General features: G+C 38.1%; 19 protein-coding genes and 2 rRNA genes (1 of these 21 cut by a window edge). 10 read left to right on the forward strand and 11 right to left on the reverse strand.

Going from position 1 to position 25,238, the window contains the following annotated elements; genetic code table 11:
* The 3 genes from IPJ80_08050 to IPJ80_08060 all read left to right on the forward strand — a co-directional run.
* A 23S ribosomal RNA gene (locus tag IPJ80_08050) occupies window positions 1-2,337 on the forward strand (it extends 554 nt beyond the left edge of the window).
* Window positions 2,338-2,411: 74 nt separating this feature from the next.
* Window positions 2,412-2,524: ribosomal RNA gene (gene rrf, locus IPJ80_08055) — 5S ribosomal RNA — on the forward strand.
* 534 nt (window positions 2,525-3,058) lie between these two features.
* Window positions 3,059-4,612 (forward strand): SulP family inorganic anion transporter, encoded by a 1,554-nt coding sequence (locus tag IPJ80_08060; protein MBK7913439.1) that lies wholly within the window; start codon window positions 3,059-3,061, stop codon window positions 4,610-4,612.
* Window positions 4,613-4,626: 14 nt separating this feature from the next.
* Here IPJ80_08060 and IPJ80_08065 read toward each other — a convergent pair whose 3' ends face one another.
* Entirely contained in the window at window positions 4,627-5,769 is a 1,143-nt protein-coding gene (locus IPJ80_08065; protein ID MBK7913440.1) for a T9SS type A sorting domain-containing protein, read from the reverse strand.
* A 79-nt stretch (window positions 5,770-5,848) separates the two neighbouring features.
* Here IPJ80_08065 and IPJ80_08070 point away from each other — a divergent pair, with 79 nt between their 5' ends.
* The 3 genes from IPJ80_08070 to IPJ80_08080 all read left to right on the forward strand — a co-directional run bounded on the left by IPJ80_08070 (window position 5,849) and on the right by IPJ80_08080 (window position 9,328).
* A complete protein-coding gene (locus tag IPJ80_08070) occupies window positions 5,849-6,877 on the forward strand; it encodes an alkane 1-monooxygenase (GenBank protein MBK7913441.1) in 1,029 nt (342 codons plus the stop codon).
* A gap of 115 nt (window positions 6,878-6,992) precedes the next feature.
* Window positions 6,993-8,306 (forward strand): adenosylhomocysteinase, encoded by a 1,314-nt coding sequence (locus IPJ80_08075; protein MBK7913442.1) that lies wholly within the window; start codon window positions 6,993-6,995, stop codon window positions 8,304-8,306.
* Between the two features lie 26 nt (window positions 8,307-8,332).
* Entirely contained in the window at window positions 8,333-9,328 is a 996-nt protein-coding gene (locus IPJ80_08080) for a DUF2279 domain-containing protein (GenBank protein ID MBK7913443.1), read from the forward strand.
* A 42-nt stretch (window positions 9,329-9,370) separates the two neighbouring features.
* On the opposite strand, the gene IPJ80_08085 is transcribed toward IPJ80_08080, so the two are convergent.
* The 3 genes from IPJ80_08085 to metF form a co-directional block, all read right to left on the reverse strand.
* Entirely contained in the window at window positions 9,371-9,658 is a 288-nt protein-coding gene (locus IPJ80_08085) for a hypothetical protein (protein ID MBK7913444.1), read from the reverse strand.
* A gap of 113 nt (window positions 9,659-9,771) precedes the next feature.
* Entirely contained in the window at window positions 9,772-11,034 is a 1,263-nt protein-coding gene (gene fahA, locus IPJ80_08090; GenBank protein MBK7913445.1) for a fumarylacetoacetase, read from the reverse strand.
* Window positions 11,035-11,052: 18 nt separating this feature from the next.
* Entirely contained in the window at window positions 11,053-12,009 is a 957-nt protein-coding gene (gene metF, locus IPJ80_08095) for a methylenetetrahydrofolate reductase [NAD(P)H] (GenBank protein MBK7913446.1), read from the reverse strand.
* Window positions 12,010-12,272: 263 nt separating this feature from the next.
* Between metF and IPJ80_08100 the strand changes: the two genes are divergently transcribed.
* Window positions 12,273-14,537: a CotH kinase family protein gene (locus tag IPJ80_08100; GenBank protein ID MBK7913447.1), complete on the forward strand. Its 2,265-nt coding sequence runs from the start codon at window positions 12,273-12,275 to the stop codon at window positions 14,535-14,537.
* Between the two features lie 3 nt (window positions 14,538-14,540).
* On the opposite strand, the gene IPJ80_08105 is transcribed toward IPJ80_08100, so the two are convergent.
* Window positions 14,541-15,176, reverse strand: a complete 636-nt coding sequence (locus IPJ80_08105) for a carboxypeptidase-like regulatory domain-containing protein (protein MBK7913448.1) — start codon at window positions 15,174-15,176, stop codon at window positions 14,541-14,543.
* Window positions 15,177-15,297: 121 nt separating this feature from the next.
* Here IPJ80_08105 and IPJ80_08110 point away from each other — a divergent pair, with 121 nt between their 5' ends.
* A complete protein-coding gene (locus tag IPJ80_08110; protein ID MBK7913449.1) occupies window positions 15,298-16,650 on the forward strand; it encodes an alkaline phosphatase family protein in 1,353 nt (450 codons plus the stop codon).
* An 18-nt stretch (window positions 16,651-16,668) separates the two neighbouring features.
* On the opposite strand, the gene IPJ80_08115 is transcribed toward IPJ80_08110, so the two are convergent.
* The 6 genes from IPJ80_08115 to IPJ80_08140 form a co-directional block, all read right to left on the reverse strand.
* Window positions 16,669-17,205, reverse strand: coding sequence for an inorganic diphosphatase (locus tag IPJ80_08115; GenBank protein MBK7913450.1), 537 nt, complete (start codon window positions 17,203-17,205; stop codon window positions 16,669-16,671).
* A 275-nt stretch (window positions 17,206-17,480) separates the two neighbouring features.
* The gene (locus IPJ80_08120; GenBank protein MBK7913451.1) at window positions 17,481-18,260 is read right to left on the reverse strand and encodes a sterol desaturase family protein; all 780 of its coding nucleotides are present in this window, start codon (window positions 18,258-18,260) and stop codon (window positions 17,481-17,483) included.
* A 250-nt stretch (window positions 18,261-18,510) separates the two neighbouring features.
* Window positions 18,511-19,053, reverse strand: a complete 543-nt coding sequence (locus IPJ80_08125) for a GNAT family N-acetyltransferase (GenBank protein ID MBK7913452.1) — start codon at window positions 19,051-19,053, stop codon at window positions 18,511-18,513.
* Window positions 19,054-19,090: 37 nt separating this feature from the next.
* On the reverse strand, window positions 19,091-20,983 hold the full coding sequence (locus IPJ80_08130) for a type IIA DNA topoisomerase subunit B (GenBank protein ID MBK7913453.1): 1,893 nt from the start codon (window positions 20,981-20,983) through the stop codon (window positions 19,091-19,093).
* Between the two features lie 249 nt (window positions 20,984-21,232).
* Complete coding sequence (locus IPJ80_08135) at window positions 21,233-21,829, reverse strand: hypothetical protein (protein MBK7913454.1); 597 nt, start codon at window positions 21,827-21,829, stop codon at window positions 21,233-21,235.
* A 6-nt stretch (window positions 21,830-21,835) separates the two neighbouring features.
* Complete coding sequence (locus IPJ80_08140; GenBank protein ID MBK7913455.1) at window positions 21,836-22,252, reverse strand: BrxA/BrxB family bacilliredoxin; 417 nt, start codon at window positions 22,250-22,252, stop codon at window positions 21,836-21,838.
* A gap of 193 nt (window positions 22,253-22,445) precedes the next feature.
* Between IPJ80_08140 and IPJ80_08145 the strand changes: the two genes are divergently transcribed.
* Together IPJ80_08145 and IPJ80_08150 are read left to right on the forward strand one after the other, a co-directional pair.
* A complete protein-coding gene (locus IPJ80_08145; protein MBK7913456.1) occupies window positions 22,446-23,705 on the forward strand; it encodes a DUF5103 domain-containing protein in 1,260 nt (419 codons plus the stop codon).
* Window positions 23,706-23,814: 109 nt separating this feature from the next.
* The gene (locus IPJ80_08150; GenBank protein ID MBK7913457.1) at window positions 23,815-25,236 is read left to right on the forward strand and encodes a TolC family protein; all 1,422 of its coding nucleotides are present in this window, start codon (window positions 23,815-23,817) and stop codon (window positions 25,234-25,236) included.
* Window positions 25,237-25,238 lie beyond the last annotated feature (2 nt).

The raw sequence follows: 25,238 nt of genomic DNA on the forward strand, positions 1-25,238 counted from the left end.
GTAGGAGTAGCGCCTCGGCGCTATGACTGCGTGCCTTTTGCATAATGAGCCTACGAGTTGCTCCTCACTAGCAAGTTTAATCCGCTAAGCGGAGAAGGCGTAGCGAAAGCGAGTCTTAACAGGGCAAATAGCTAGTGGGGGCAGACGCGAAACCGTGTGATCTACCCATGAGCAGGTTGAAGGGGCGATAATCTCGCCCTGGAGGACCGAACTAGTTGACGTTGAAAAGTCTTTGGATGACTTGTGGGTAGGGGTGAAAGGCTAATCAAACTCGGAGATAGCTCGTACTCCCCGAAATGCATTTAGGTGCAGCGTTGGAGTGGAGTGTCACGGAGGTAGAGCTACCGATAGGGCTAGGGGGTTTCATCACCTACCAACCCCTGACGAACTCCGAATGCCGTGACATATATCCAGCAGTGAGGCGGTGGGTGCTAAGGTCCATCGCCGAGAGGGGAACAACCCAGACCATCAGCTAAGGTCCCTAAATATACGTTAAGTTGAATTAAACGAAGTGGAGATGCTATGACAGCTAGGATGTTGGCTTGGAAGCAGCCATTCATTTAAAGAGTGCGTAACAGCTCACTAGTCGAGCGTTTCTGCGCGGAAAATGATCGGGCATCAAACGTATTACCGAAGCTATGGATTGATATCGTAAGATACCACTGGTAGGGGAGCATTCCAGCGACAGTGAAGCTATATCGTGAGATGTGGTGGAGTTTCTGGAAAAGAAAATGTAGGCATAAGTAACGATTATCACGCTGAGAAAGCGTGACGCCGTAAGAATCAGGTTTCCTCGATCTATGCTAATCAGATCAGGGTTAGTCGGGTCCTAAGGTATAGCTGAAAAGCGAAGCCGATGGAAAGCCGGTTAATATTCCGGCACTTGTATAAATTGCGATGGGGTGACGGAGAAGCGTAAAGCCCGCCAACTTACGGAATAGTTGGTTGAAGTGCGTAGGTGTTGATCCGGTAGGTAAATCCGCCGGTGAACTGAAACACGATAGTACACGGATCTCCTCGGAGTGAAGTGATAGTGGCTCCAAGCATACTTCCAAGAAAAACCTCTAAGCTTCAGATTTGTACAACCCGTACCGCAAACCGACACAGGTATTCGAGGAGAATATCCTCAGGCGCTCGAGTGAGTCATGGCTAAGGAACTAGGCAAATTAGTCTCGTAACTTCGGGAAAAGAGACTCCCACTGAAAAGTGGGACGCAGAGAAATGGCCCAGGCGACTGTTTAACAAAAACACAGGACTCTGCAAAATCGAAAGATGACGTATAGGGTCTGACACCTGCCCGGTGCTGGAAGGTTAAGGAAGGAGCTCAGCGCAAGCAAAGGTTCTGACTGAAGCCCCAGTAAACGGCGGCCGTAACTATAACGGTCCTAAGGTAGCGAAATTCCTTGTCGGGTAAGTTCCGACCTGCACGAATGGTGTAACGATCTGGGCACTGTCTCAGCCATGAGCTCGGTGAAATTGAAGTATCGGTGAAGATGCCGGTTACCCGCCACGGGACGAAAAGACCCCGTGCACCTTTACTACAACTTCACATTGTGCTTGAATATAAGATGTGTAGGATAGGTGGGAGACTTTGAAGCGGTCACGCTAGTGATCGTGGAGTCGACGTTGAAATACCACCCTTTTTATATTTAGGTTCTAACCCTGTAACAACAGGGGACAGTGTGTGGTGGGTAGTTTGACTGGGGTGGTCGCCTCCTAAAGAGTAACGGAGGCTTGCAAAGGTGCCCTCAGCATGGTCGGTAATCATGCGTAGAGCGTATTAGTATAAGGGCGCTTGACTGAGAGATCGACGGATCGACCAGGAACGAAAGTTGGCTAAAGTGATCCGGTGGTTCCGCATGGAAGGGCCATCGCTCAAAGGATAAAAGGTACGCCGGGGATAACAGGCTGATCTCCCCCAAGAGCTCATATCGACGGGGAGGTTTGGCACCTCGATGTCGGTTCGTCACATCCTGGGGCTGGAGAAGGTCCCAAGGGTTCGGCTGTTCGCCGATTAAAGTGGCACGTGAACTGGGTTCAGAACGTCGCAAGACAGTTCGGTCTCTATCTGTGGTGGGCGTTGTAACATTGAAGGGAGCTGACTCTAGTACGAGAGGACCGAGTCGGACGTACCGCTAGTGTATCTGTTGTGCCGCCAGGTGCAGCGCAGAGTAGCTATGTACGGACTAGATAAGCGCTGAAAGCATCTAAGCGCGAAGCTATCCTTAAGATGAGTGTTACATGGGGTCGTAGAAGACGACTACGTTGATAGGCTATAGGTGAAATCGTAGTAATACGTTCAGCCGAGTAGTACTAATTACCCCTAAACTTCCTTTTTTTTTCAAAATCTTCTGCTCTTTTTCTCTTCCAACCTTTTTTTTAAAAAATATCCCGCATCGCGGGAAAAAGTTTTAGGTGGCTATAGCGAGGGGGTTCCACCTCTTCCCATTCCGAACAGAGAAGTTAAGCCCTTCTGCGCCGATGGTACTAGACGCAAATCTGGGAGAGTAGGACGCTGCCGTTTTTTTTCAAAAGCCCTGCACTTTGGTGTCAGGGCTTTTTTTATTTTATGCCTTATCCAAAATATATGATTCCCACTCTTTGAATCATCATTGCCTCCTTGGAAATTCTTTTGCATTCCATTTCAAATTTCTGACGAAACGTATTGTCTATAACGTTCTCTTAAACTCAAACTTTTTTTGTTGACAATACCAGTGTTATTAAATAATCTTAACTGAATTTCTTCCACCCGGATTTTTGTTTGCAGTTTGCTGAACAACTAATCTTAATGGACAACACATAAGTCTTTCTACATTCAAATTCCTTGAAGTAGTTTCTTACTTAATTGAATAAATTCAATTAAGATCTCATCCAAGGCTTTAATCAATCATTAAATCATTTCTTTCTTAAACATCATACTTTATAATCAAAAACTAAAATAGTTCGTCAAGCGATTTAATTTCTCCTAATCTACCGATCCTGCATTCAAACTCAGCTCGTCTAATTCTTTTCGCATTCAATCATTCTTAACTTTGCGTAATCTGTAAAGCTTCTTTGTATGAAAAAAGCTATTAAATACTATAAGATCATGTGGTTTAAACACGATCTGCCTGCAGGGCTTTCTGTGTTTCTGGTTGCACTCCCACTTTGCCTGGGGATAGCATTGGCCAGCGGAGCCCCACTCTATGCCGGATTGCTCTCTGGAATTATTGGCGGGATGGTTGTACCACTAATTAGTAATTCTCAGTTGGCTGTTTCCGGTCCTGCCGCAGGACTCACGACTTTGGTTGCAGCTTCCATTGCATCCATGGGGGATTATAAACTATTCTTATTGACCGTTGTCATCGCAGGCGCTTTTCAAATCGTGCTTGGCGTATTAAAACTTGGATTGATTGCAAACTATTTTCCTTCTTCTGTAATTAAAGGAATGTTAGCCGCTATTGGAATTATCCTTATCATGAAACAAATTCCACTGGCAATTGGCTATGACCAACCCGATTTCTGGACCAGCGGATTCTTAAATTTATTTACGTCCAATCATTTTTTAGGTAATATTCAAAATTTTTACAATCACAGTACACGTGCTGCTGTATTAATCGCCCTAAGCGGTATTGGTATCTTGCTATTTTTTCAACATCCCAAAGTAAAAAAATGGAAAGTAATTCCTGCTCCTCTGGTTGTTGTGTTGCTTGGAATATTAATCAACAGCTTTCTAAATGATTATATTCAAACGCATGCTTTAAAGCAAACTCAATTGGTTCAGATTTCTAATAATCTATTTGAAAGCATCTTATTTCCTGATTTTTCAAAATTGTTTGACTCGCTTCAAATTTGGAAAGATGGAATCCTGATCGGATTATTGGCAAGCCTGGAAACGCTGTTATGCATTGAAGCAATTGATAAGTTGGATAAAAAGAATCGTATTACACCGATCAATCAGGAATTACTGGCTCAAGGTGTTGGAAATATAGCCTGTGGTTGTTTAGGGGCTTTGCCAATAACAGCTGTCGTGGTACGGGGTGCAGCCAATGTTGATGCAGGCGCGCGAACAAAAATGGCTGCATTTACTCATGGCTTGTTTTTATTGTTAGCAGTCTTGTTGATTCCATTTGTTTTGAATAAGATACCTTATGCATCGCTATCGGCTATCTTGTTGGTAACAGGATTAAATTTAACTAAACCAAAATTGTATCGCAACATGGGGAGTTTAGGTTGGAAGCAATTCATTCCTTTTAGCATCACGATTTTAGTAATCTTGTCTACTGATTTACTTATTGGAGTAAGCATTGGATTACTTCTATCAATTTATTTTATAATTCAAAATAATTTTAAAGCAGAATATAAAATTACCAGAAAAACAATAAACGGAATTGAATCTGAATACATCAAACTAAATACAAATGTCAGCTTTTTAAATAAAGTTAAATTACGCCAGGTACTAGATGAAGTCCCAGAATATTGCGTTCTGACTATCGATGGTGGGGAATGCAATTTTATTGACTACGATATATTGGAAATCATTTCTGAATTTGAAAATAAAGCACACGACCGCCACATTGAATTGCATTTAATCGGGATTGAAAAAGTCAATGTAACTGCACTTCATGGTTAATATGAATCAAAATATTATTGTTTAATAAATCGCCTGGTTTGTTTAGTTGATCCTTGTATAAAATTTATAAAATAAATTCCTGGAGGCAAATTCGTTATTTGTAATTCATACGGAGAAGTATTTAAGCATTTTGAAAGATAACTCTGTCCGACGCTGTTAATCAGTTCGACTTTCATCGGTAAATTTGAATTGCTTTGTGTAGAAATCAATATCTTATCATTAGCCGGGTTTGGAAACAACTCAATATTAAAATTGCTTGCATGTTTAGTTGAAACCAGACTTCGTTTGTACTTGCTAAAAAATTTCCAAATTTCGAGACTCGCATTGATGTCTTGACACGTTGTACCAATTACAAAAGGGGAACCGGGCCAGGTATGCGCACCGTTTATTATTTTGTAATGTTGAACTTCATTCGTTCCAGGATAAATGTATAATTCTGCAGTTGCTCCATCTGTTTTGTTGATATCCGGAACCGATGTTTTAATTAATTTTTGTTTGTCCAAACCATTTTTTTGAATCCAAAAATCCAATACTTCAGGGATAGCCAAAACTCCGGTTGTTCCATTATAGTTGACAACTGCATCGGCATCTCCATGAATCTCCATAACGGGAATGGGTTGCGCATTTTTGCAAAGTGCCTGTGTCAACAAAGTCATAGAACCGGTTACAGATGCAATGGCAGCAAAGCGATTGCTGACACATGCCAAATGATAACTCATAAACCCCCCATTTGACATCCCGGTACTAAAGATTCGATCCGGGTCAATGGAATAAACCTTTGAGAGGGTATCAATGATCGCATGAATAAATCCAACATCATCTACATTGCTGTTGCCAACTAATCCAACATTCCAGAATTGCTGGGTGGTTTGTGGAAATACAGTACCATTTGGATGAACTAATATAAAACCAGCGGTATCCGCTATTTTTCGAAAATCTCCGTAAAATTCTTGTTGATCTCCATTGGATCCGTATCCATGTAAATTGAATACAAGGGGATATAATTTTGATTGATTAAAATTTGCCGGCAAATAGTAGGAATAAGTTCGGGTAAGGCCATCATGCAGCAAATTAGTGCGAATTGTTTGTTGCGATTGAAGCTGTAGGCTGAGATGTTGCAATACCAAGCATAAAATAAAACAAGTAACTTTGTTCATACGTATTAATTAAGATTAAATAAAGATAGTTTATTTTATCAGGATATTTATACCTTCCAAACGAATTAATCCATATTAATTGAAATACCTATTTGCAATTTTTATTCCAATACTAGGGTTCACGGGCCTTTGGTTTCAATCCTGGTTGGCACCGGGTAGCTTTTATCTTGGATTTGTATTTATTCCAATACTTGAATTCTTTTTACCAATTAATTCAACGAATGAAACTGCAAACATCCGAAAACAACAAAACAATGCGATCTATTTTGATATCCTGTTGTACTTAAACCTTCCATTGCTTTATTTCCTTAATTTTTACTTTTTATTCATGTTGCAATCACAGCAACTTGATTTTTGGATTTGGATTTTGCTGGTATTAAATTTGGGAATATGTACGGGTGTTATGGGGATTAATGTAGCACATGAATTAGGGCATAGACCCGGGTTGATCAATAAACTCTTTTCCCAGGCATTATTATTACCGGCTTTGTATATGCATTTTACTGTCGAACACAATTTCTGGCATCATAAGTATGTAGCAACTTCCAAAGACCCTTCTTCAGCCAGATTCAATGAATCCCTTTTTCATTTTTGGATTCGGAGCATTACAGGTGTATATAAAAAATCAATCTTTCTGGAATCGAGAAGACTTACACAATGTCAACTACCATTTTTTCATTGGAAAAATCAGTTGCTTGGCCAACTGGTGTTGCAGTTTTGTTATTTGGGTGTCTGCTATTTAATAGCAGGTCTGTTGGGTCTGGTCACAGCTTTGGGAATTGCGCTTATTGCAATCCTATTATTAGAAGCCATCAATTATATAGAGCATTATGGACTTCAACGAACCCTTTTGGACAATCATCAATTTGAACGTGTTTCGAATTTTCACTCATGGAATTCAGACCATGTTTTAGGACGTATATTCTTATATGAATTGACCCGCCATCCGCACCATCATGAAAAAGCAGATGTTAAATATCAGCATTTGGAAAGCAAGCTTCAGAGTCCACAATTGCCTTTTGGTTATCCGGCCAGTATTTTAATTGCCTTGATTCCACCGCTTTGGTTTAATTTAATGAATCCCCGAATTGACCCCTATATTCGATAATATTTTGTACAACAATATTCAGCAAAAGCTGTTATTAAATAGCCATTAACACGCAAGGAGTCAAGTTCTTATTTTATAAGAAATTTATTAATAACTTTGCGCAAAATTTGAATATATGGAGCAAGTAGCAACACATTTAAAGTATCGGGTTAAAGACATAAGTTTAGCAGACTGGGGTCGTAAAGAAATTGAGTTGGCTGAAGCAGAAATGCCAGGACTCATGTCCCTTCGTACTGAATTTGGCCCATCCAAACCATTAAAAGGAGCACGCATAGCAGGATGCCTGCATATGACCATTCAAACGGCCGTTTTAATTGAAACCTTGATTGAATTAGGAGCTGAAGTAAGTTGGTCATCCTGTAATATTTTCTCAACACAGGATCATGCAGCAGCAGCAATCGCTGCTAGAAACATTCCAGTCTTTGCTTGGAAAGGAATGAATGAAGAGGAATTTGAATGGTGTATCGAACAAACATTATTTGCATTTAAAGATGGTCAGCCATTAAATATGATTTTAGATGATGGAGGAGACTTAACCAATATGGTTTTGGATCATTATCCAGAGCTTATCGGCGGCATTCGTGGAATTTCTGAAGAAACAACAACCGGAGTATTGCGATTATATGACCGTATGAAAAACGGCAACCTTCCTTTACCATGTATTAATGTAAATGATTCAGTTACAAAATCTAAGTTTGACAATAAATACGGCTGTAAAGAATCCTGTGTTGATGCCATTCGCCGTGCAACAGATATCATGATGGCTGGTAAAGTTGCTGTTGTTGCCGGTTACGGAGATGTTGGAAAGGGATCAGCTGCTTCTTTACGCGGTGCAGGTTGCCGGGTAATCGTAACTGAGATTGATCCGATTTGTGCGTTACAAGCAGCCATGGATGGATTTCAGGTATTAAAAATGGAAAATGCAGTTAAATTGGCAAATATTGTCGTGACTGCTACAGGCAATTGTGATATCATTTCTGAAAAACATTTCAGGTTGATGAAAGACAAAACCATCGTATGCAACATTGGACATTTTGATAATGAAATTGATGTGGCCTGGTTAAAAAATACCTATGGAAAAACACATGTCGAAATAAAACCTCAGGTTGATAAATATACAATAGATGGAAAGGATATTATTTTATTGGCAGAAGGTCGCTTAGTCAATTTAGGTTGTGCTACAGGACATCCATCTTTTGTAATGAGTAATTCATTTACCAATCAATGCATGGCTCAATTGGAATTATGGCAACATGCAGATCGTTACGAAAACCAGGTATACACCTTACCAAAAAGCCTGGATGAAAAAGTGGCCCGTTTGCATTTAGCACAAATTGGTGTAGAATTAGAAGAATTAAATACCAAACAAAGCGATTACATCGGAGTTAAAAAAGAAGGTCCATACAAAGCGGAATATTATCGCTACTAATTGCGAGTCGTATTGACATAAATTATATGAATATTACAACCAGACTTAAACAGAGCGCTTTAAGTCTGGTTTTTTTTTGTGGAATACTAACTTCTATTCAAGCTCAATCTGGTTTTCAAAATTTTTTTACTCCATCTGATACGTTTAACAAACGTCGGGTATTGCTTGCAAGTGGATTTACTGCTGCAACGTATTCTGCATTTTCAATCGGTTTATTTAAAGCCTGGTATTCGAAATCGGAACAAACTTCATTTCATACCTTCAATGATTTTGGTGAATGGAATCAAATGGATAAAGTAGCGCATGGTTTTGATAGCTATTTCCAAACTGCTTTGTGTTATCAAGGCGCACGGTGGACTGGACTCAGTAAAAAGAATAGCTTGATTTTGGGAAGTTCAATTGCAATGTTATTTCAAACCACAATTGAAGTTTTGGATGGCTTTAGTCCTGAATACGGGTTTAGTTTGCCTGATGTTTGTTTTAATGTGATAGGTTCCGGACTATTTGTTGGTCAACAAGTGCTTTGGGATGATCAAAAATTTAAATTAAAGCTTTCAGCATATCCAAAAAAATACTCAGACCAGGAAATTATTGGAAAGTCTGGTCACACGACCAGCTATCAATCTCGAGCCAGGGATTTATATGGTAGCGGGTATTTCAATAGTGTGTTAAAAGATTATAATGCTCAGACTTTTTGGTTATCGTTCAATCCGGGCTTGTTTTCACATAAAGTCCGTTCTGTTTGGCCAGCATATTTGAATGTCGCTATTGGCTATGGATCCGATAATTTATATGGTGGATTTAAAAATGAATGGGTAACTCCGAATGATCACTACATTTTAGAATCAGAAAAACGAATCCGGCAATACTATCTTTCTTTGGATTTGGATTTGAGTAAGCTAAAAGTTAAGAATCATTTTCTTAAGACCGGATTAAGCATTTTCAATATTATTAAAATACCAGCTCCAAGCCTGGAAATAAATTCAAAAGGAAAAGTAAAAGGCCATTGGTTGTTTTTTTAAAATCGCTTATTTATAATCCCAAATCGGAGCTACAAGAAAATATTAATTTACGGTAATTGATTTTGTTCTTACACAAGCATTTCCATCTGTAACGGTAACGCTATACAATCCTGGCTTAATCACATCAATTGAATTACCAGACGCACCAGTTGACCAAACAATTTTAAATGGCCCCAATCCATTAAATGTTTGGACCGTTAGTAAATTGTCCTGAGTATCGTGTGTAACTTCAATATAGAAATGAGCACATAATGGACTTTCTTCTTTTTTACAGGTAAATGAACTTATAAAAAAGTAAATAAGCAATACAGAGATTATTTTAATTTTCATAGCTCAGATTTTGAACTGGTAGATTTAGGAATAGTAATAAAATTCAAAGCGACATGAACGCCAATCAAATATAGTGCGTATTTAAATAAAAACAAAATGCACGACCTGTTGTCTTAGGCTACGATCCGGCCTGAAACTTCACCAAAACCAATGCGATACTGGGCATGTTGTGCAAATCCCTTAATAACTATGGTATCCCCATCTTGCAAAAAACTTCGGGTAGTGCCATCTTTCATCAACAAGGGTTTTGTTCCTTTCCATGCAAGTTCTAACAGGGAACCATAAGATTCCGGAGTCGGACCTGAAATTGTTCCTGATGCACAAATATCACCTATTTGCATATTACAGCCATTAATGGTGTGATGTGCCAACTGCTGGGACATGCTCCAGTATAAATACTTCGAATTTGATTTACAAATCAGATTTTCTGTACCGTCCGGAGTGATTAAGTAAACAGCTAATTCGATGTTGAAATTCGATGGCTTATCAATTTTTAAATAGTCTAATAAGGGGACTGTTGGCTCAGGTCCATTGGTGCGGAAAGGCTCTAAAGCATCTAAATCAACCAACCACGGGGAAATGCTGGAAGCAAAATTCTTGGCTAAAAAAGGACCCAATGGTACATATTCCCAACGTTGAATGTCGCGAGCAGACCAATCATTAAATAAAAGTAAGCCTTGAATGTGTTGTTCTGCATAAGCTACTGGGATGGAATCACCCAATTTATTTCCTTTGCCAATTACAAAAGCCATTTCCAACTCAATATCTAATTGTCGGGTTGCATCCAGGATGGGAGCTTCTCCGTCTTTTAATAGGATCTGTCCTTTAGGACGTTTAATGTCTGTTCCGGAAACAACAATAGAAGAAGCACGACCATGATAACCAACCGGTAAATTTAACCAGTTTGGGAAAAGGGCATTCGCCGGATCGCGAAACATCATTCCAACATTAGTGGCATGTTCGCGACTGCTGTAAAAATCGGTGTAGTCACCTGCTTTTACCGGTAAATGCAATTTGACTGAATCTTTAGGATATAAATGGTTTTTAATTAGAGATTGGTCTTTTGTATTTGCTTCTGAAAAAAGTTGAACCAAATCCTTTCGAATTTCGCGGATGCTACTTTTTCCTTTTTCTAATAATTTATTCAGAGAATCACTTGCTAAATCAGAAATTTCCAATCCTGGACATTGGATGAATCCATCAGAATACAAACCAAATAAATCGATAATCTGGTCACCGATAATTGAGCAAACTTTTGGGATTCCATCTGATATTGAAAATATTCCAAGCGGTAAATTTTGAATGGGAAAATCTGAATCTTGTGGATAAGGTATCCAGGATTTTAATAAAGGATCAATGACTAGCGGTGAATTCATTCATTTATTTTTTATTATTTAAATAACGCGTTCCACAATTTTGCGAACGGTTTGACTGTCTCCCATAGTATAAAAATGGATACAGGGTGCGCCATTTTTAATCAATTCTTTACATTGATGAATGCACCATTCAATCCCAGCTTCCTTAACTGCTAAATCGGTTTGTGCTTTATTTATTTCTTTAACCAAATCATCGGGGATGTTGATGTAAAAATTTCTTGGAATTGAACCTAATTGGTAACGTTTTGTAAGTGGTTTAATTCCCGGGATGATTGGAATATCGATTCCTTCTTTACGACATTGACTTACATAATCAAAATATTTTTGATTATCAAAAAACATTTGAGTCACAATATAATCTGCACCCGCTTCCATTTTTTTACGGGTATATTTCAGATCTGATTTCATATTGGGTGCTTCAAAATGTTTTTCAGGATAGCCTGCAATCCCGACACAAAAATCAGTTCGGGATCCATTTTCAATGGAAGGATCTAAATAGACGCCTTGGTTCATTCTGCCAACCTGTTGAACTAAATCAAGCGCGTATTCATTTCCTCCAGGTTCCGGAATAAATTTTTCATCAAATTTTCGAGCATCTCCCCGTAAGGCCAACACATTGTGAATATTTAAAAAATGCAATTCAATGAGGGCATTCTCTGTATCCTCCTTGCTAAAACCTCCACATATTAAGTGTGGAACTGCTTCAACACCATAATGGTGCATAATGGCTGAACAGATTCCAACGGTACCAGGCCGTTTCCGGATAGCTATTTTTTGATAGTATCCACTGGGTTGGATGTTGTATAAAAACTCTTCCCTGTGATACGTAACATCAATAAAGGGTGGTTTAAAATCCATTAAGGGATCCAGACTTTGAAAAATAGCATTAATACTCCCTCCTTTTAAGGGCGGCAATACCTCAAATGATATCAAGGTTTTGCCATTAGCTTGTTTAAGGTAATCTGTAACTTTCATATAAAGAATATCGGCAAAAGTAATACCATTTTAATTATAAAAAACCCTGGATTGTTTATTCCTAAATTATTGAATGTCAAATGATTCAATTGTTGTATAGCTCGATTGAAATTCTTTGTTGCAGCCAGATAAATTAAATCAAAAGGGGAATGCAATTGTGCCGGTAACCAACCGGTAACCGCATAATTTCGTAAGAGAATGGTATATTTGTAAGCTCGATTAGGCACTTCCTTATTTAATTAAGTTTTCTAAGTTTTGTTGAAATGAAACCAGTACAATTTGTTTTACTAAGCATCTTTTGCCTTTTTTTACCCCATACCCTACCGGCACAGGATGACTTTTATAATGTGGAGAAAGTCCAGGAGATATCCTTGTTTTTTGGTTACAGCAATTGGGATTATCGATTGGATACAGCCAAGGCAGGTAAGGAAAATTACATTCTAGCTGATTATTGCATGATTAACGGGGTTCGATATGATAGTGTCGGCGTTAAATACAAAGGAAACAGCAGTTACAATGCAGGTCGGATAAAAAATCCACTGCATATAAAATTGGACTTTGTAAAAAATCAGGATTATCAAAACTATGAAAGTATAAAATTGGGGAATAATTTTTCTGATCCTTCTGCAATACGTGAAGTCATTTCGTATCAGATTTTATCTCAGTACATGGATTGTTCGGTTGCAAATTTTGCGCGAGTCTATATTAATGGATCTTTAATGGGATTATATACCAACGTTGAAACCGTCAATAAAAAATTTTGCAGCGAACATTTTGGATCTTCCGATCATGTATTTGTAAAAGGCAATCCGGATCGACCCGGAAATAACTCAACCAGTAATTTGAAATTCAATACCTATGACAGCAGCAAATATTTGATTTATTATGGCATGGAAAATACAGTGGGTTGGTATAAACTCATTGCATTGATGGATAGTCTTCGGATTAAAACCAGTAACATTCCAAAAATTGTTGATGTAGATCGAAGTTTATGGATGCATGCGTTTAATAACGTTATGAGTAACTACGACAGTTACACGGGTTCCTTTTCACAAAATTATTATTTGTATGAAGACGATTACGGTCGCTTTTTACCGGTTATCTGGGATCTCAACATGTCCTTTGGAGGTTTTCCGGGAAGTGGTGGTTCTGTCGATAAATTGTCAATCTTATATCAGTCGACCAATGCAGATCGTCCACTGATTTCAAGTTTGTTGAGTAATGCTACATACAAACGGATGTATCTGGCCCATTTAAAAACGATAGCAGAGGAAAATTTTACAGGAAATGGGTTTGAAACAAATGCTAAGTATTTGCAGTCCATCGTTGACACGCTGGTAAAAAATGATCCCAATAGTCTTACAAGCTACACCCAATTTCAAAGCTCACTGACTGCAGCAATTTCAAGTGGTGGCGGACCAGGAAGCGGATCGCCAGGACTTCTTACCTTGCAAGCTGCCAGACTTGCTTATTATAAAACCACTCCGGAATACAATTACATCCCACCAGTCATTGGTAATTATACGGCCGACATTCAAAATCGATTTGTTGGAGATTCAATTTGGGTTTCAGTAAAACTTTCAAATCAAAACAATGCGTTTGTTGGTTATAGAAAAAATAAATTCAGCCCTTTTGTTTATCAAACCTTATACGACGATGGACTCCACCAGGATGGGATTGCCGGCGACAGTATTTATGGTACATATATTATTGCACAAACCCGTAAAACACAATTTTATATTTATGCAGAAAATAATTCCATTGGTTTGTTTTCACCTCGCAGAGCAGAATTTGAATATCATACCTTGGAAGTAAATGAAAAATTAACGGATATTCAAAAGGGCGATGTGGTTATCAATGAATTTATGAGTTCAAATCAATCGACTGTATTAGATACTACGGATGATAAATACGAAGATTGGATTGAATTGTATAACAACACAAATCAAACTGTTGACTTAAGCAAATTGTTTCTGACAGATGATGATTCCAATATGGAAAAATTTGAATTTCCATCAGGCATTTCGATTCCGTCTAAAGGAAGACTCATTGTTTGGTGTGACGAAGACAGTCAAACACCTAATGGCGTTCATGCAAATTTTAAATTGTCTGCCAGTGGAGAAAAATTAATATTTACCCGGCAGGATGGCTTGGTTATAGACAGTGTCAGTTTTGGAGCAATACCTACAGATCAATCCATGGAGCGATGTCCGGATGGTACCGGTTTATTTAAAATTACTTCTAAACCGACCTTCAATTTACCAAATTGTGGCATTGTCGCCAATGAAGATGTTAAGCATTTGTCTCCATTATATATCGCCCCTAATCCTGCACATCACTATTTTGAAATTGTAAATCCGGATGACATTCCAATTAGAGAAATTAAAATTTACAACCAGTTAGGACAGACGGTAGCAAGCACAGTTGGAAATAAAGTCGATGTTTCCAATTGGCAAGCAGGCATTTACTTTATTGTTATAGTGGATTCTTCCTTAAAAAGTTACAATCTGAAATTGATAAAAGAGTAAAGATTATTTCTTTTTCTTTTTAAAGTCGCCCCGTTTGAGCGCTTTAAAAAATTCAATCCAGGCAATCGGACTGAAAATTTTCTGCGGCTGGAATTGACCATCGTAATAGGCTTTTTGAGCTTCCTGAGCCATGTAAAGACTCATATGCGCCCGAGGGTCTGAAGGAACACCGGGTTCGATTTTAGCCAATACATCGGATGCAATATTTTTCTGTGCTATTTCTTTCATTTTATTACTTACATCCATTTCCAAAAACTCTTGTTTAAAATGTTGTTTTGATGGAATTGGAAATACTATGGCTCGTTCTAATTGAAAGGTATCCGGTTGTAAAGTAAGCTCTAAATAAATTTGATTCTCCTCGAAATCTACGGGTATAGATCGCAACACTTTTTTATATCCAACATAATTAAATTGAATGGTATCGCCTCTTTGTACTGCAATTGAAAAAAAACCTTTATCATCGGTAAATCCACCCCGTCGGGTTCTTAATATTCCAACGCCAACATAAGGCAATGGCAGAAGTGCTTGTTTGTATTCTGAAAATACCCGCCCTGAAAATTGGATCAAACTTTGATCTTGCGCTACCAGTTTAATGGGTACAAACAAACCCAGTAAGCTGAATGCCAATGCAAATTTCAAAAAGTTAGAACATTTTGTATTTAGGGATGCGGTATTCACTGAGTGGCTAAGATAAATATTGATTAGTTAAAATGGCTTGTTAAAATGAAGTCTATCTTTGTTCTATAATGACCCGATTCTAATGAAAAAGTTGCATTTTTTATTGTTTATATGTTTTATTTCCTCAGAAATAAGGAGTCAATTGATCAGCGGACCGATGCTGGGTCCGGTAGAATTGCGAACCGCCTCCATCTGGTGCGAATCTAAGCCGGGAAGTATTTTAAAACTAGAATATTGGCCCGAAGATGCTTTGGAACAAAAGAGAAGTCTCTCCCCGGAATCTTTTGTAAGGTTTAAGCACCAGATTGATAAATTTAGTCTGATTGAATTGCAACCTGGGACAAACTATCGCTATCAGTTGATTGTAAACAATAAAACAAGACCTGCCAACGCTTCAGGACGTTTTAAAACCCAGATCCTGTGGAATTACAGGTTTCCCGCACCCGATTTTAGTTTTTTAGCCGGCAGTTGTGCCTACACCAATGAAACGGTCTATGATCGTCCGGGTAAACCCTACGGAGGGGATTCGAGTATTTTTAATCAAATGGCTAAGGAGGACGCTGCATTTATGCTGTGGCTTGGAGACAATTGGTATTATCGTGAAGTGGATTATGGCAGTAACTGGGGTTTGTGGTATCGCGCGTCCAGGGATCGAAGCAGACCTGCCCTGCAGCCTTTCTTAAAAAAGATGGCGCACTATGCGATTTGGGATGATCACGATTACGGACTCAACAATGACAATCAATCATTTATTTATAAAGAGGAAACGCGTATGGTGTTTGATCAATATTGGTGCAATCCTCAGGTAGCAGACCAGGGAGGGATTTATACCCGGTTTAGTTACAATGATGTAGATTTTTTCTTAATGGATGACAGGAGTTTCAGGACTTCGGATTACATGAAGGACAGTATCAACGGGCAACCAAATCCAAATAAACAGATGTGGGGAAAAGAACAGTTGAATTGGCTTAAAAATCAATTGTTGACCAGCAGAGCGCCTTTTAAGATAATTGCAAATGGTACACCAATTCTGAATCAATACAACAACCATGATTGCATGGTCCATTTCGTTTTGGAACAACAGGAATTATTACAATTTATTGAAGACGAACAAATCAATGGAGTGATTTTTATAACCGGTGACAGGCATCATAGCGAAATTTCCAGGAAAAAATTGAAAAATGGATATTACTTGTATGATATTGTCAATTCTTCCCTTACTGCTGGTCTGCATATTTTAAGCGAAAGGGAAATTAATAATCCGGATTTATTAGCTGATAAAACGGTCAATCAAAATAACTATACCCGTTTTCTTATAAATGGAAAACCAAATGAACGAACTTTAAAATTAGAATTTAAAGACCTTAATGGAAATGTATTAAAAGATTGGCTTGTAAATGAAAATGAATTAAAATTTATTACTGAATCTAAATAATTTAAATTGTGTATTTTATTACATAGCCTGAGGAAATTTTTCCTGATACATAATAAAACTATCCAGGATAATTTGTTTTGCCAGGGTATGGTCAAGAAAATCTTCTACCAAAACTGTTTTATGTTCTAATTTCTTATAGTCTTCAAAAAAATTGCGCAATTCAGAAATAAAATGTTTTGGCAATTCAGAAATGTCGTTGATGTGATTTACACTGGGATCCCCTGCACATACTGCAATTATTTTATCATCGGCATCGCCCTGATCCACCATGCGCATGACTCCGATTACTTTTGCTGAAACCAAACATAGTGGCACAAATTCTAATTGTGAAAGTACCAATATATCTAAAGGATCTTTGTCTTCACACAAGGTCCTGGGTATAAATCCATAATTAGCAGGATAATATACCGAGGAATACAATACACGGTCTAATTTTAATAGCCCGCTGACTTTATCTATTTCATATTTTGCGCGAGTCCCTTTAGGGATTTCGATGATTCCATTTACAAGTTCAGGCGTATGATCACCGGGACTGACGTCGTGCCAAGGGTTCATGTTTTAATTACGAATTACAAATTACAAATTACGAATTCGTGTAATGATACAAATTTATAGTGATTTCTTAATAATTAAATTTCTTAAATTCAATTACGAATTACGATATAAGGAGTCTGTTTGATTTAGCATAAAATATAAAGCAAAAGCTAAACTCCAAATTTTCTATTCTTAAAAAGCTCATTTCGTAATTCGTTCCACGAGCACGCGGGATGTCCGCTGCGCTGCCATAATTCGTAATTTGAAATTCGTAATTCGTAATTTTTGATTTGTAATTATTTCTTAAAAGGGAGCATCATCTGGTAGCCAATGCTTTGTTTAGAATCTTCTTTTAATTCACTCAAACCATATTGGATGTCTTCGGGTCTGGTTGGTTTCCAGGTGCCGAATATGCGATCCCAGAATGTAAAAACATCTCCAAAGTGTGAATCCGTTAATGGTCGTTCGTCACTGTGGTGAATTTTATGCCAGCCGGGAGTAGCAAAAATATAGCGTGCCGGTTGTTCGATCCAATCCGGCCATTTAACATTGCTGTGCTGTAAAATAATTAGGGGCAGTGCAATGCTTCCATAAACTATAAAGGTGGTCATAGATATGCCAAAAACAGCGACTGCCGCTGCTTGATAGATGCCTTGGGTTAATACAACTTCAAACGGATGAAATCGCAGCGAACTGGTAGCATTTAAATTGGGATCGGAATGATGGACCCGGTGAAATCTCCACAACAAGGGGATTCGATGGGAAAGATTGTGCACGCCATAACTCCCAAGATCAATCAGAAGCAACCCAATCAGGACCTCTGTCCAATTCGGTAAATTGACTTGATTTAATAAGCCGAATTGATGACTGGCTGTCCATTCCACACTGGCCAAAACGCCCAGGCCGAGTAAACCATTTACAACAAAACTAATCAGGGTCATTCCTGCATTTCGGAGGTCGTGTTGTTTTTGATTTGGTGCTTTTTGTAAATATGGCCATATGTTTTCGACACCATACATCAGGATCAACATGCCAATTAAAATTACAGGCTGTAGGTTTGCAAGTAGCTCTATCATATTATTTGTTTAATAGACAAACTTACGAAGCAAAGTTTTTTTTGGATTTAACCCAGATTTTTTTTAACTTTCTATTACGAGCCAAAACTCCTTCAAACTCAAGTGCTTACTCATATTTTTATCCTCAACATAAAATTGATTATGCCTGCGGTAAAAATATACTGTGAGCACTTGATTTTATTGGACTTTTGACTCTCACTACGAAACTTAAAGAAAAATCTGGGTTTAACCGAGATTTAAAATCCCATTTTTATGGGATGCGATCGAGCCATTGTGCTTGGGTGATTTGATACCAGTTTTCCAAAACTTCATTTTCAAAGTATTGATTTATTAATTTCAAACCACATTTTTGAAGTACTTTGTTGGAAGCGATGTTTTCAGCTTGAGCAGCGGCGCAAATGGATTCTAAATTCATTTTACCAAATCCATAGCTAAGGGAAGCTTGTGCAGATTCAGTGGCATATCCTTGACCCCAATATTTTTGTATGAGGCGATAACCAACATCATAATAATTATTCTGTTGATTTCTGGTTTCTTTGACGAGTTTTAATCCTGACCAGCCTATAAATGCGTTGGTTTTTTTCTCGATGACGGCCCAGCGACCAATGCCATTTTCTTCATATTGCTGACGGACAAACTGGATGATTGGTGGGATCTGATTTATTTCTTTGATTGGATTGTTTCCTAAATAACGATGCACTTCCGGATTGGAATCCAATTCATACATCCCTTCCACATCCGATTCCAAAAAATCACGGAGGATGAGGCGATCGGTTTCAATATAAAATATCATTGCCTGTTTGTCAGCTTGAAATTGATCCGCTGCGGGATTATGCGATGAGTTCTTCTTCGGTAGCCATTTCAGTATCAGCACTGATTTTATCCAGATCGACTCGAAGATTTTCGATTATAAAATCCTGCCGATCTCCGGTATTTTTACCCATATAATATTCCAATATTTTTTCAATGTGTGAATCTTCATGAATGATAACCGGTTCTAAACGTATGTTTGAACCAATAAATCCTGAAAATTCATCCGGACTGATTTCTCCTAATCCTTTAAATCGGGTAATTTCTGCTTTACCCCGAAGGGCATTGATAGCATCAGATTTTTCCTTCTCAGAATAACAGTAAAAGGTTTGTTTTTTATCCCGCACCCGAAATAAAGGCGTATCTAAAATAAATAAATGTCCATTGCGTACCAATTCTGGGAAAAATTGTAAAAAGAACGTCAGCAACAGCAAACGAATGTGCATTCCATCCACATCCGCATCAGTTGAAATCACTACTTTATTGTAACGGAGATTTTCAATTCCGTCTTCAATGTCCAGGGCATGTTGCAATAAATTAAGCTCTTCGTTTTCATAAACGATTTTCTTGGTCATTCCAAAACAATTCAAGGGCTTACCGCGTAAACTAAACACTGCTTGTAATTCCGGATTTCTGGATTTGGTAATCGAACCACTGGCTGAATCTCCTTCTGTAATAAACAAGGTGGTGTTTTCAGCAAGTTCAGGTTTTAATTTAGTATCTGTCAGATGGTATTTACAATCGCGTAATTTTTTATTGTGCAAATTGGCTTTTTTTGCACGTTGGTTAGCCAATTTTTTAATTCCGGCTATTTCTTTGCGCTCGCGTTCGGATTGTAATATTTTACTGAGTAGTTCTTTAGCGGTTTCTGTGTTCTGATGCAAAAACAAATCCAATTCTTTACAAACAAAATCTGCTATAAAGTTGCGCAAAGAAGCTCCTTCCGGACTGATCCCGGTCGATCCCAGTTTGGTTTTGGTTTGAGATTCAAATACGGGTTCTTCAATGCGGACTGCAATCGCACCAATTGCACCGGCATGAATGTCTTTGCTGTCAAAATCTTTTTTGTAAAAATCGCGGATGGTTTTAACAATGGCCTCTCTGAAATAATTGAGGTGTGTACCCCCCTGAGAAGTATATTGACCATTTACAAAACTATAATATTGTTCGCCGTATTGATTGCCATGAGTCAACACACATTCAATGTCCTCGCCTTTTAAGTGGATGATGGGATATTGTAAATGCTCGCCATCTGTACGGCGTTCCAACATATCTTTCAAACCATTTTTTGATATGTAGGTTTTACCATTAAAATGGATGCGCAATCCAGCGTTGAGGTATGCGTAATTCCAGATACGACTTTCTACAAATTCCTGAACAAAACGAAAACGGGAAAATATTTTTTCATCCGGTTTAAAACTGATGATGGTCCCATTGACTTCATCGGTTGACTTTAGATTGTTGTCCTTGATTAAATTGCCACGCTCAAATTCTGCAATTTTGGTTTTACCATCCCGGATGGATTGCACCTTAAAATAATTCGAGAGTGCATTTACTGCCTTGGTACCCACTCCATTCAATCCGACTGATTTTTTAAACGCTTTGCTGTCGTATTTTCCGCCGGTATTGATCTGGGAAACACAATCAATTACTTTGCCCAAGGGAATTCCCCGCCCGTAGTCGCGCACCGTTACAATGCCATCTTTGATATCGATATCCACTTCCCGGCCATAACCCATGACATATTCATCAATGCAATTGTCTATGACTTCTTTGAGTAAGATATAAATACCATCATCAATGTTGCTGCCATCGCCCAATTTGCCAATATACATCCCCGGGCGGAGGCGAATGTGTTCTTTCCAGTCGAGGGACCGTATGTTTTCTTCGGTATAATTATGGGCTTGAGCCATGGCTGTTATTTTCTGATCTAACTGCAAAGTTAAAACATATTATGAATTATATTAATTTGATCTGAAGCTTTGCTTTGAAAAGATGCAAGCGGGCAATTGAGAAAATTATAAATTAATGCATGCCAATCGAATCAAGAAAAGCATATATAATAATTTTAAATGCTAGAAAAATTAGGTGATTCTATCTAAATTAGGTGCAAAATATTTGGATAAGAATGATGCTATAGAATTAATTCAATTCTGCATTTTTTATTTCTTCCCCGTCTCCTTTTTCATCAATTCAATTTCCGCTTTCATTTCTGATTTAAAGGCATTAAAATCTGCGGCGATTTGCGGATAAATTTCCGGTTTAGTGTCTTCATCAAAACTGGCAATAGCTGTCAATTTGGTGAGGATGTTTTTTTCGTTCTTTACAACCGCAATGTAATTGCTTAAATATTCAGATTCTACTTTTTTAGCCATGATATCGGCTTTATTGACCCGATTGATCTGATCTTTCAATTCGGGGTTATATACTTTAGGTTGGTCTTCTGAATTCACGGTTGTTGGTGGCATCAGGGCTTTGCTCCTGGATGATACCCGGTTGCTTAATTCGCTGTGTTCTTTTTGAATGCTTACCAATGTTTTACTAAACAGCGAATTCATATAATCCGGATTGTTGGATTTAATGGCCTTATTCCATTCCTTAATCTGTTTATCCAGGTTTTTTACATCCTGCATTTCTTTTTTAAGATCTTTCTTGCTGTATTTTATTTTTATAGCATAAGAAGAATCTTGAAAATTGGAATTCGCAACTAAATGACCAGCAAACATGCTGATTAAAAGAAATGGGAGTATAAAACGCATGGTGTATTAATTGCAATATTGAGAAAATGCAGCACTGAGGTTATCGGCAATCATTTGTGCGGATCGACCTTCTATCTGATGTCTTTCCAACATGTGCACCAATTGCCCGTCTTTAAACAGGGCAATAGAAGGAGAAGAAGGAGGATATGGCAACAAGTATTCTCTGGCTTTTGCAACAGCTTCACGGTCCACACCTGCAAAAACGGTCACCAACTGGTCTGGTTTATTTTCATTGTTAAGGGCAATGCGTACACCCGGACGGGCATAAGCGGCTGCACAACCACATACTGAATTGACAACCAACAAAGTGGTTCCTTTTTGTTCCTTAAAGGCCTGATCCACAGCTTCAGCACTTTCAAGGGAATTAAAGCCGGATTCAATCAGCTCTCGGGTCATTGGGATGGTTAATTCTGGTGGATACATCTTAAATTGTTTTATTCAGATAGCTTTAAACGTCAAAATGGGCTGCTTTGTTCTATTTTTGATCCATTATTTCTGCACTAAATGGGAGAATTTGAAGCCATAGAGCCCTGAAAAAAATACCAGAATTGCAGTTTTTGTCGTTTAATTTTCTAATGAATTTCGTTCGTCTGTTGTCCCATAATAAATTGAATTGATGCGTTTTACCCTGATTCTTGGTTGCTTATTGGTTTGTAGTCTGATTGGAAATACTCAACAGACCGAATTTGATCTGAGTCCGCAGGATACCGTTTATGACAATCGGGTAAAGACCATTCAGTTTTACAGATATAAACCGGAAGAGGAATTAATGCCATTTCTTGTTCTGAATGTTAAAGAGCATTTGCAGTTAACTTTTGATATGCTGGAAGGAGCACCCAGTGAATTGTATTATTCTTTCTTTCATTTTGATCAAAATTGGCTGCCAACAGATTTACGACCTGAAGAATACTACAAAGATTTTCAAGAGCAACGAATCACTGAATATGCTTCTTCCCGAAAAACCATCATTCCGTATATCCATTATATCTTGCCTGTACCCAGTGATGGATTTTTGGTCAGCGGAAATTATTTAATCTGTGTATCAGACCGTTTTAAAAATGTTTTATTCACACGGCGCTTTTTCATTTCTGAAAATAAAGTTCTGGTGAGCTTGAAAGTGAAGGATCCTGTTAATGCAGAAATTTACAGAAGCCATCAGGCACTGGAACTATCGATCAATACGAATAAATTATCCATTCAAAATAACGAACAGGAATTGCAGGTTCAAATATTCCAAAATGGTGATCCCAATACACGCCTGGTTCGAAATAAACCCAACAGCGTATTGGGTGATTTATTTTATTTTAATAAACCAGATGATATTTTATTTCCGGGCAAAAAGGAATTTAGACACAAAGACATTCGAACCATTCAATCCACTACCCAGGATATTTTATTTTGGGACGAAATTGACCAGGTGTATCATTGTTGGCTAAAGACCGATGAGGTCAGAGCGCAAAAATTATATTTATCGGATGATGATATCAACGGACGGTTTTTAATTTTAAACAGGGATCAGGATCAGGCAGAACTTACTTCTGATTATTTTAAAGCGCACTTTACTTTAAATCGAGCGGTACCTTACGATGAACCCGTTTATGTCTATGGGGGTTTGTCGGACTGGCAATTAAAACCGGAATTTAAAATGGAGTACGATCCCAGTCGCAAGGCTTATTTTGCATACATCTGGCTTAAAATGGGTTATTATAATTTTATGTATGCCCTGGAAGATGCCAATGGATTACCGGATACGGGTCCACTGGAAGGCGATTGGTACGAAACTGAAAACGACTATTATGTATTGGTTTATTATAAAGTCTTAGGCAGCCGCTATGATCGATTGTTGTTTATTGGGGAATTTAATTCCAATCGTTGAGGGCGGTCCATCCTTAAAAGCTGGTTTTTCGTCCGAAATATTCGTTAATTACTCGATTCTATGGACGAATGCTTGCAAACTCCTTTAATTTTGCTATCATTTTAAATAAATGCGCTATAACTATTTAATCCTATTTATTTGTTTGTTTCAGGGACTTCAAGCTCAGGAGCAATGGAATCTCGCCAGTTGTGTTGAATATGCCTTAAAAAACAATGTAGGCTTACAACAAAGTAAAATTGCTGTGGATGAAGCTGCCTTGACAGTAAAAGAAAATAAACACAAGCAAATTCCTGATTTAAATGGAAGTATCAATGGAGGGATCAGTTTTGGTCGAAACATTGATCCAACCAGCAACAGTTTTACCACTGAGAATATTATTTCTGCCAACTATACATTGGCATCCGGTGTAACCTTATTTCAAGGTGCATTGATTCGCAATTCGATAAAGCAAAGTAAGCTGAGTCTGGATGCAAGCACGAAAGAATACCAACAAGCAACCAATGATCTTGCTTTGACCATTGCGACTTATTATTTAAATGTATTATTGAATGAGGAACGTTTGGAAATGGCAGAAAAAAATACGGAGAGTGTTAAACTGCAATTAATCCAAATGGAAAAAATGATCCAGTCAGGTGTTAAGCCGGAAGCGGATGCCATTGAAATTAAATCGCAATTGGCAAGAATGGAACAAACGCAAGTCAGTGCAGAAAATGGCTTGGATATCGCCTGGTTGACTTTAAAGCAAGCGATGCGATTGGATCCTTCCAAGAAATTGATTTTAGAACGTCTTACTGAAGAGCAACTGAATGGGGTTCAACTTGAAAATTATACTTTTGAGGCCCTTTCCGAAACAGCTGCGCAATCACAATCAGGCTTGCAAGCTGCCTATAAACGATTGGAGGCTGCCAGAATGGGTGAAAAGATCGCAAAGGCTTTGTATTATCCTTCGCTTTTTTTAAACGCAAGTATTGGTTCCCGTTTTTCAGATGCTGCAATTAGGCCCTTAGATTACAGCACTTCCAGAATATTGGTTCCAGGTGTTTACATTGATGGAAAATCTGTATTGTTCGAACAAGATTATCCAACAGTTAAATCAACCGAGGTCATTCCATTTAAAGATCAATACGATCAATTTTTGGGATATGGAGTCGGTTTAAATTTAAATATCCCAATTTATAATCAGCGAAGTACTAAAACGCGTGTACAAAAAGCTGCATTGGCAACCAAATCTTCTGAGTTGCAAGCTGAATTGCAAAAGGAGAAATTAAATCAGGATGTATACCAGGCAATTGCCAATGTCCGCGCAGCTAAAAAAGAGTTTGAAGCATCCAAACGCGCTTTGGAAGCAACGAGTTATTCAGCTGACAAAACGCAAAAGCGATTTGAGCTGGGACTTGCAAATGTATTTGAATTAAATTTGAGTCAAACAAATTTGCAAAATGCACAAAGCACCCTGGTCATTGCAAAATATGATCTGGTTTTTAAACAAAAGGTCCTGGATTATTATGCAGGGAAACCCATAAAACTATAAAC

The sequence above is a fragment of the Saprospiraceae bacterium genome (assembly GCA_016714025.1).
Lineage (GTDB): Bacteria > Bacteroidota > Bacteroidia > Chitinophagales > Saprospiraceae > Vicinibacter.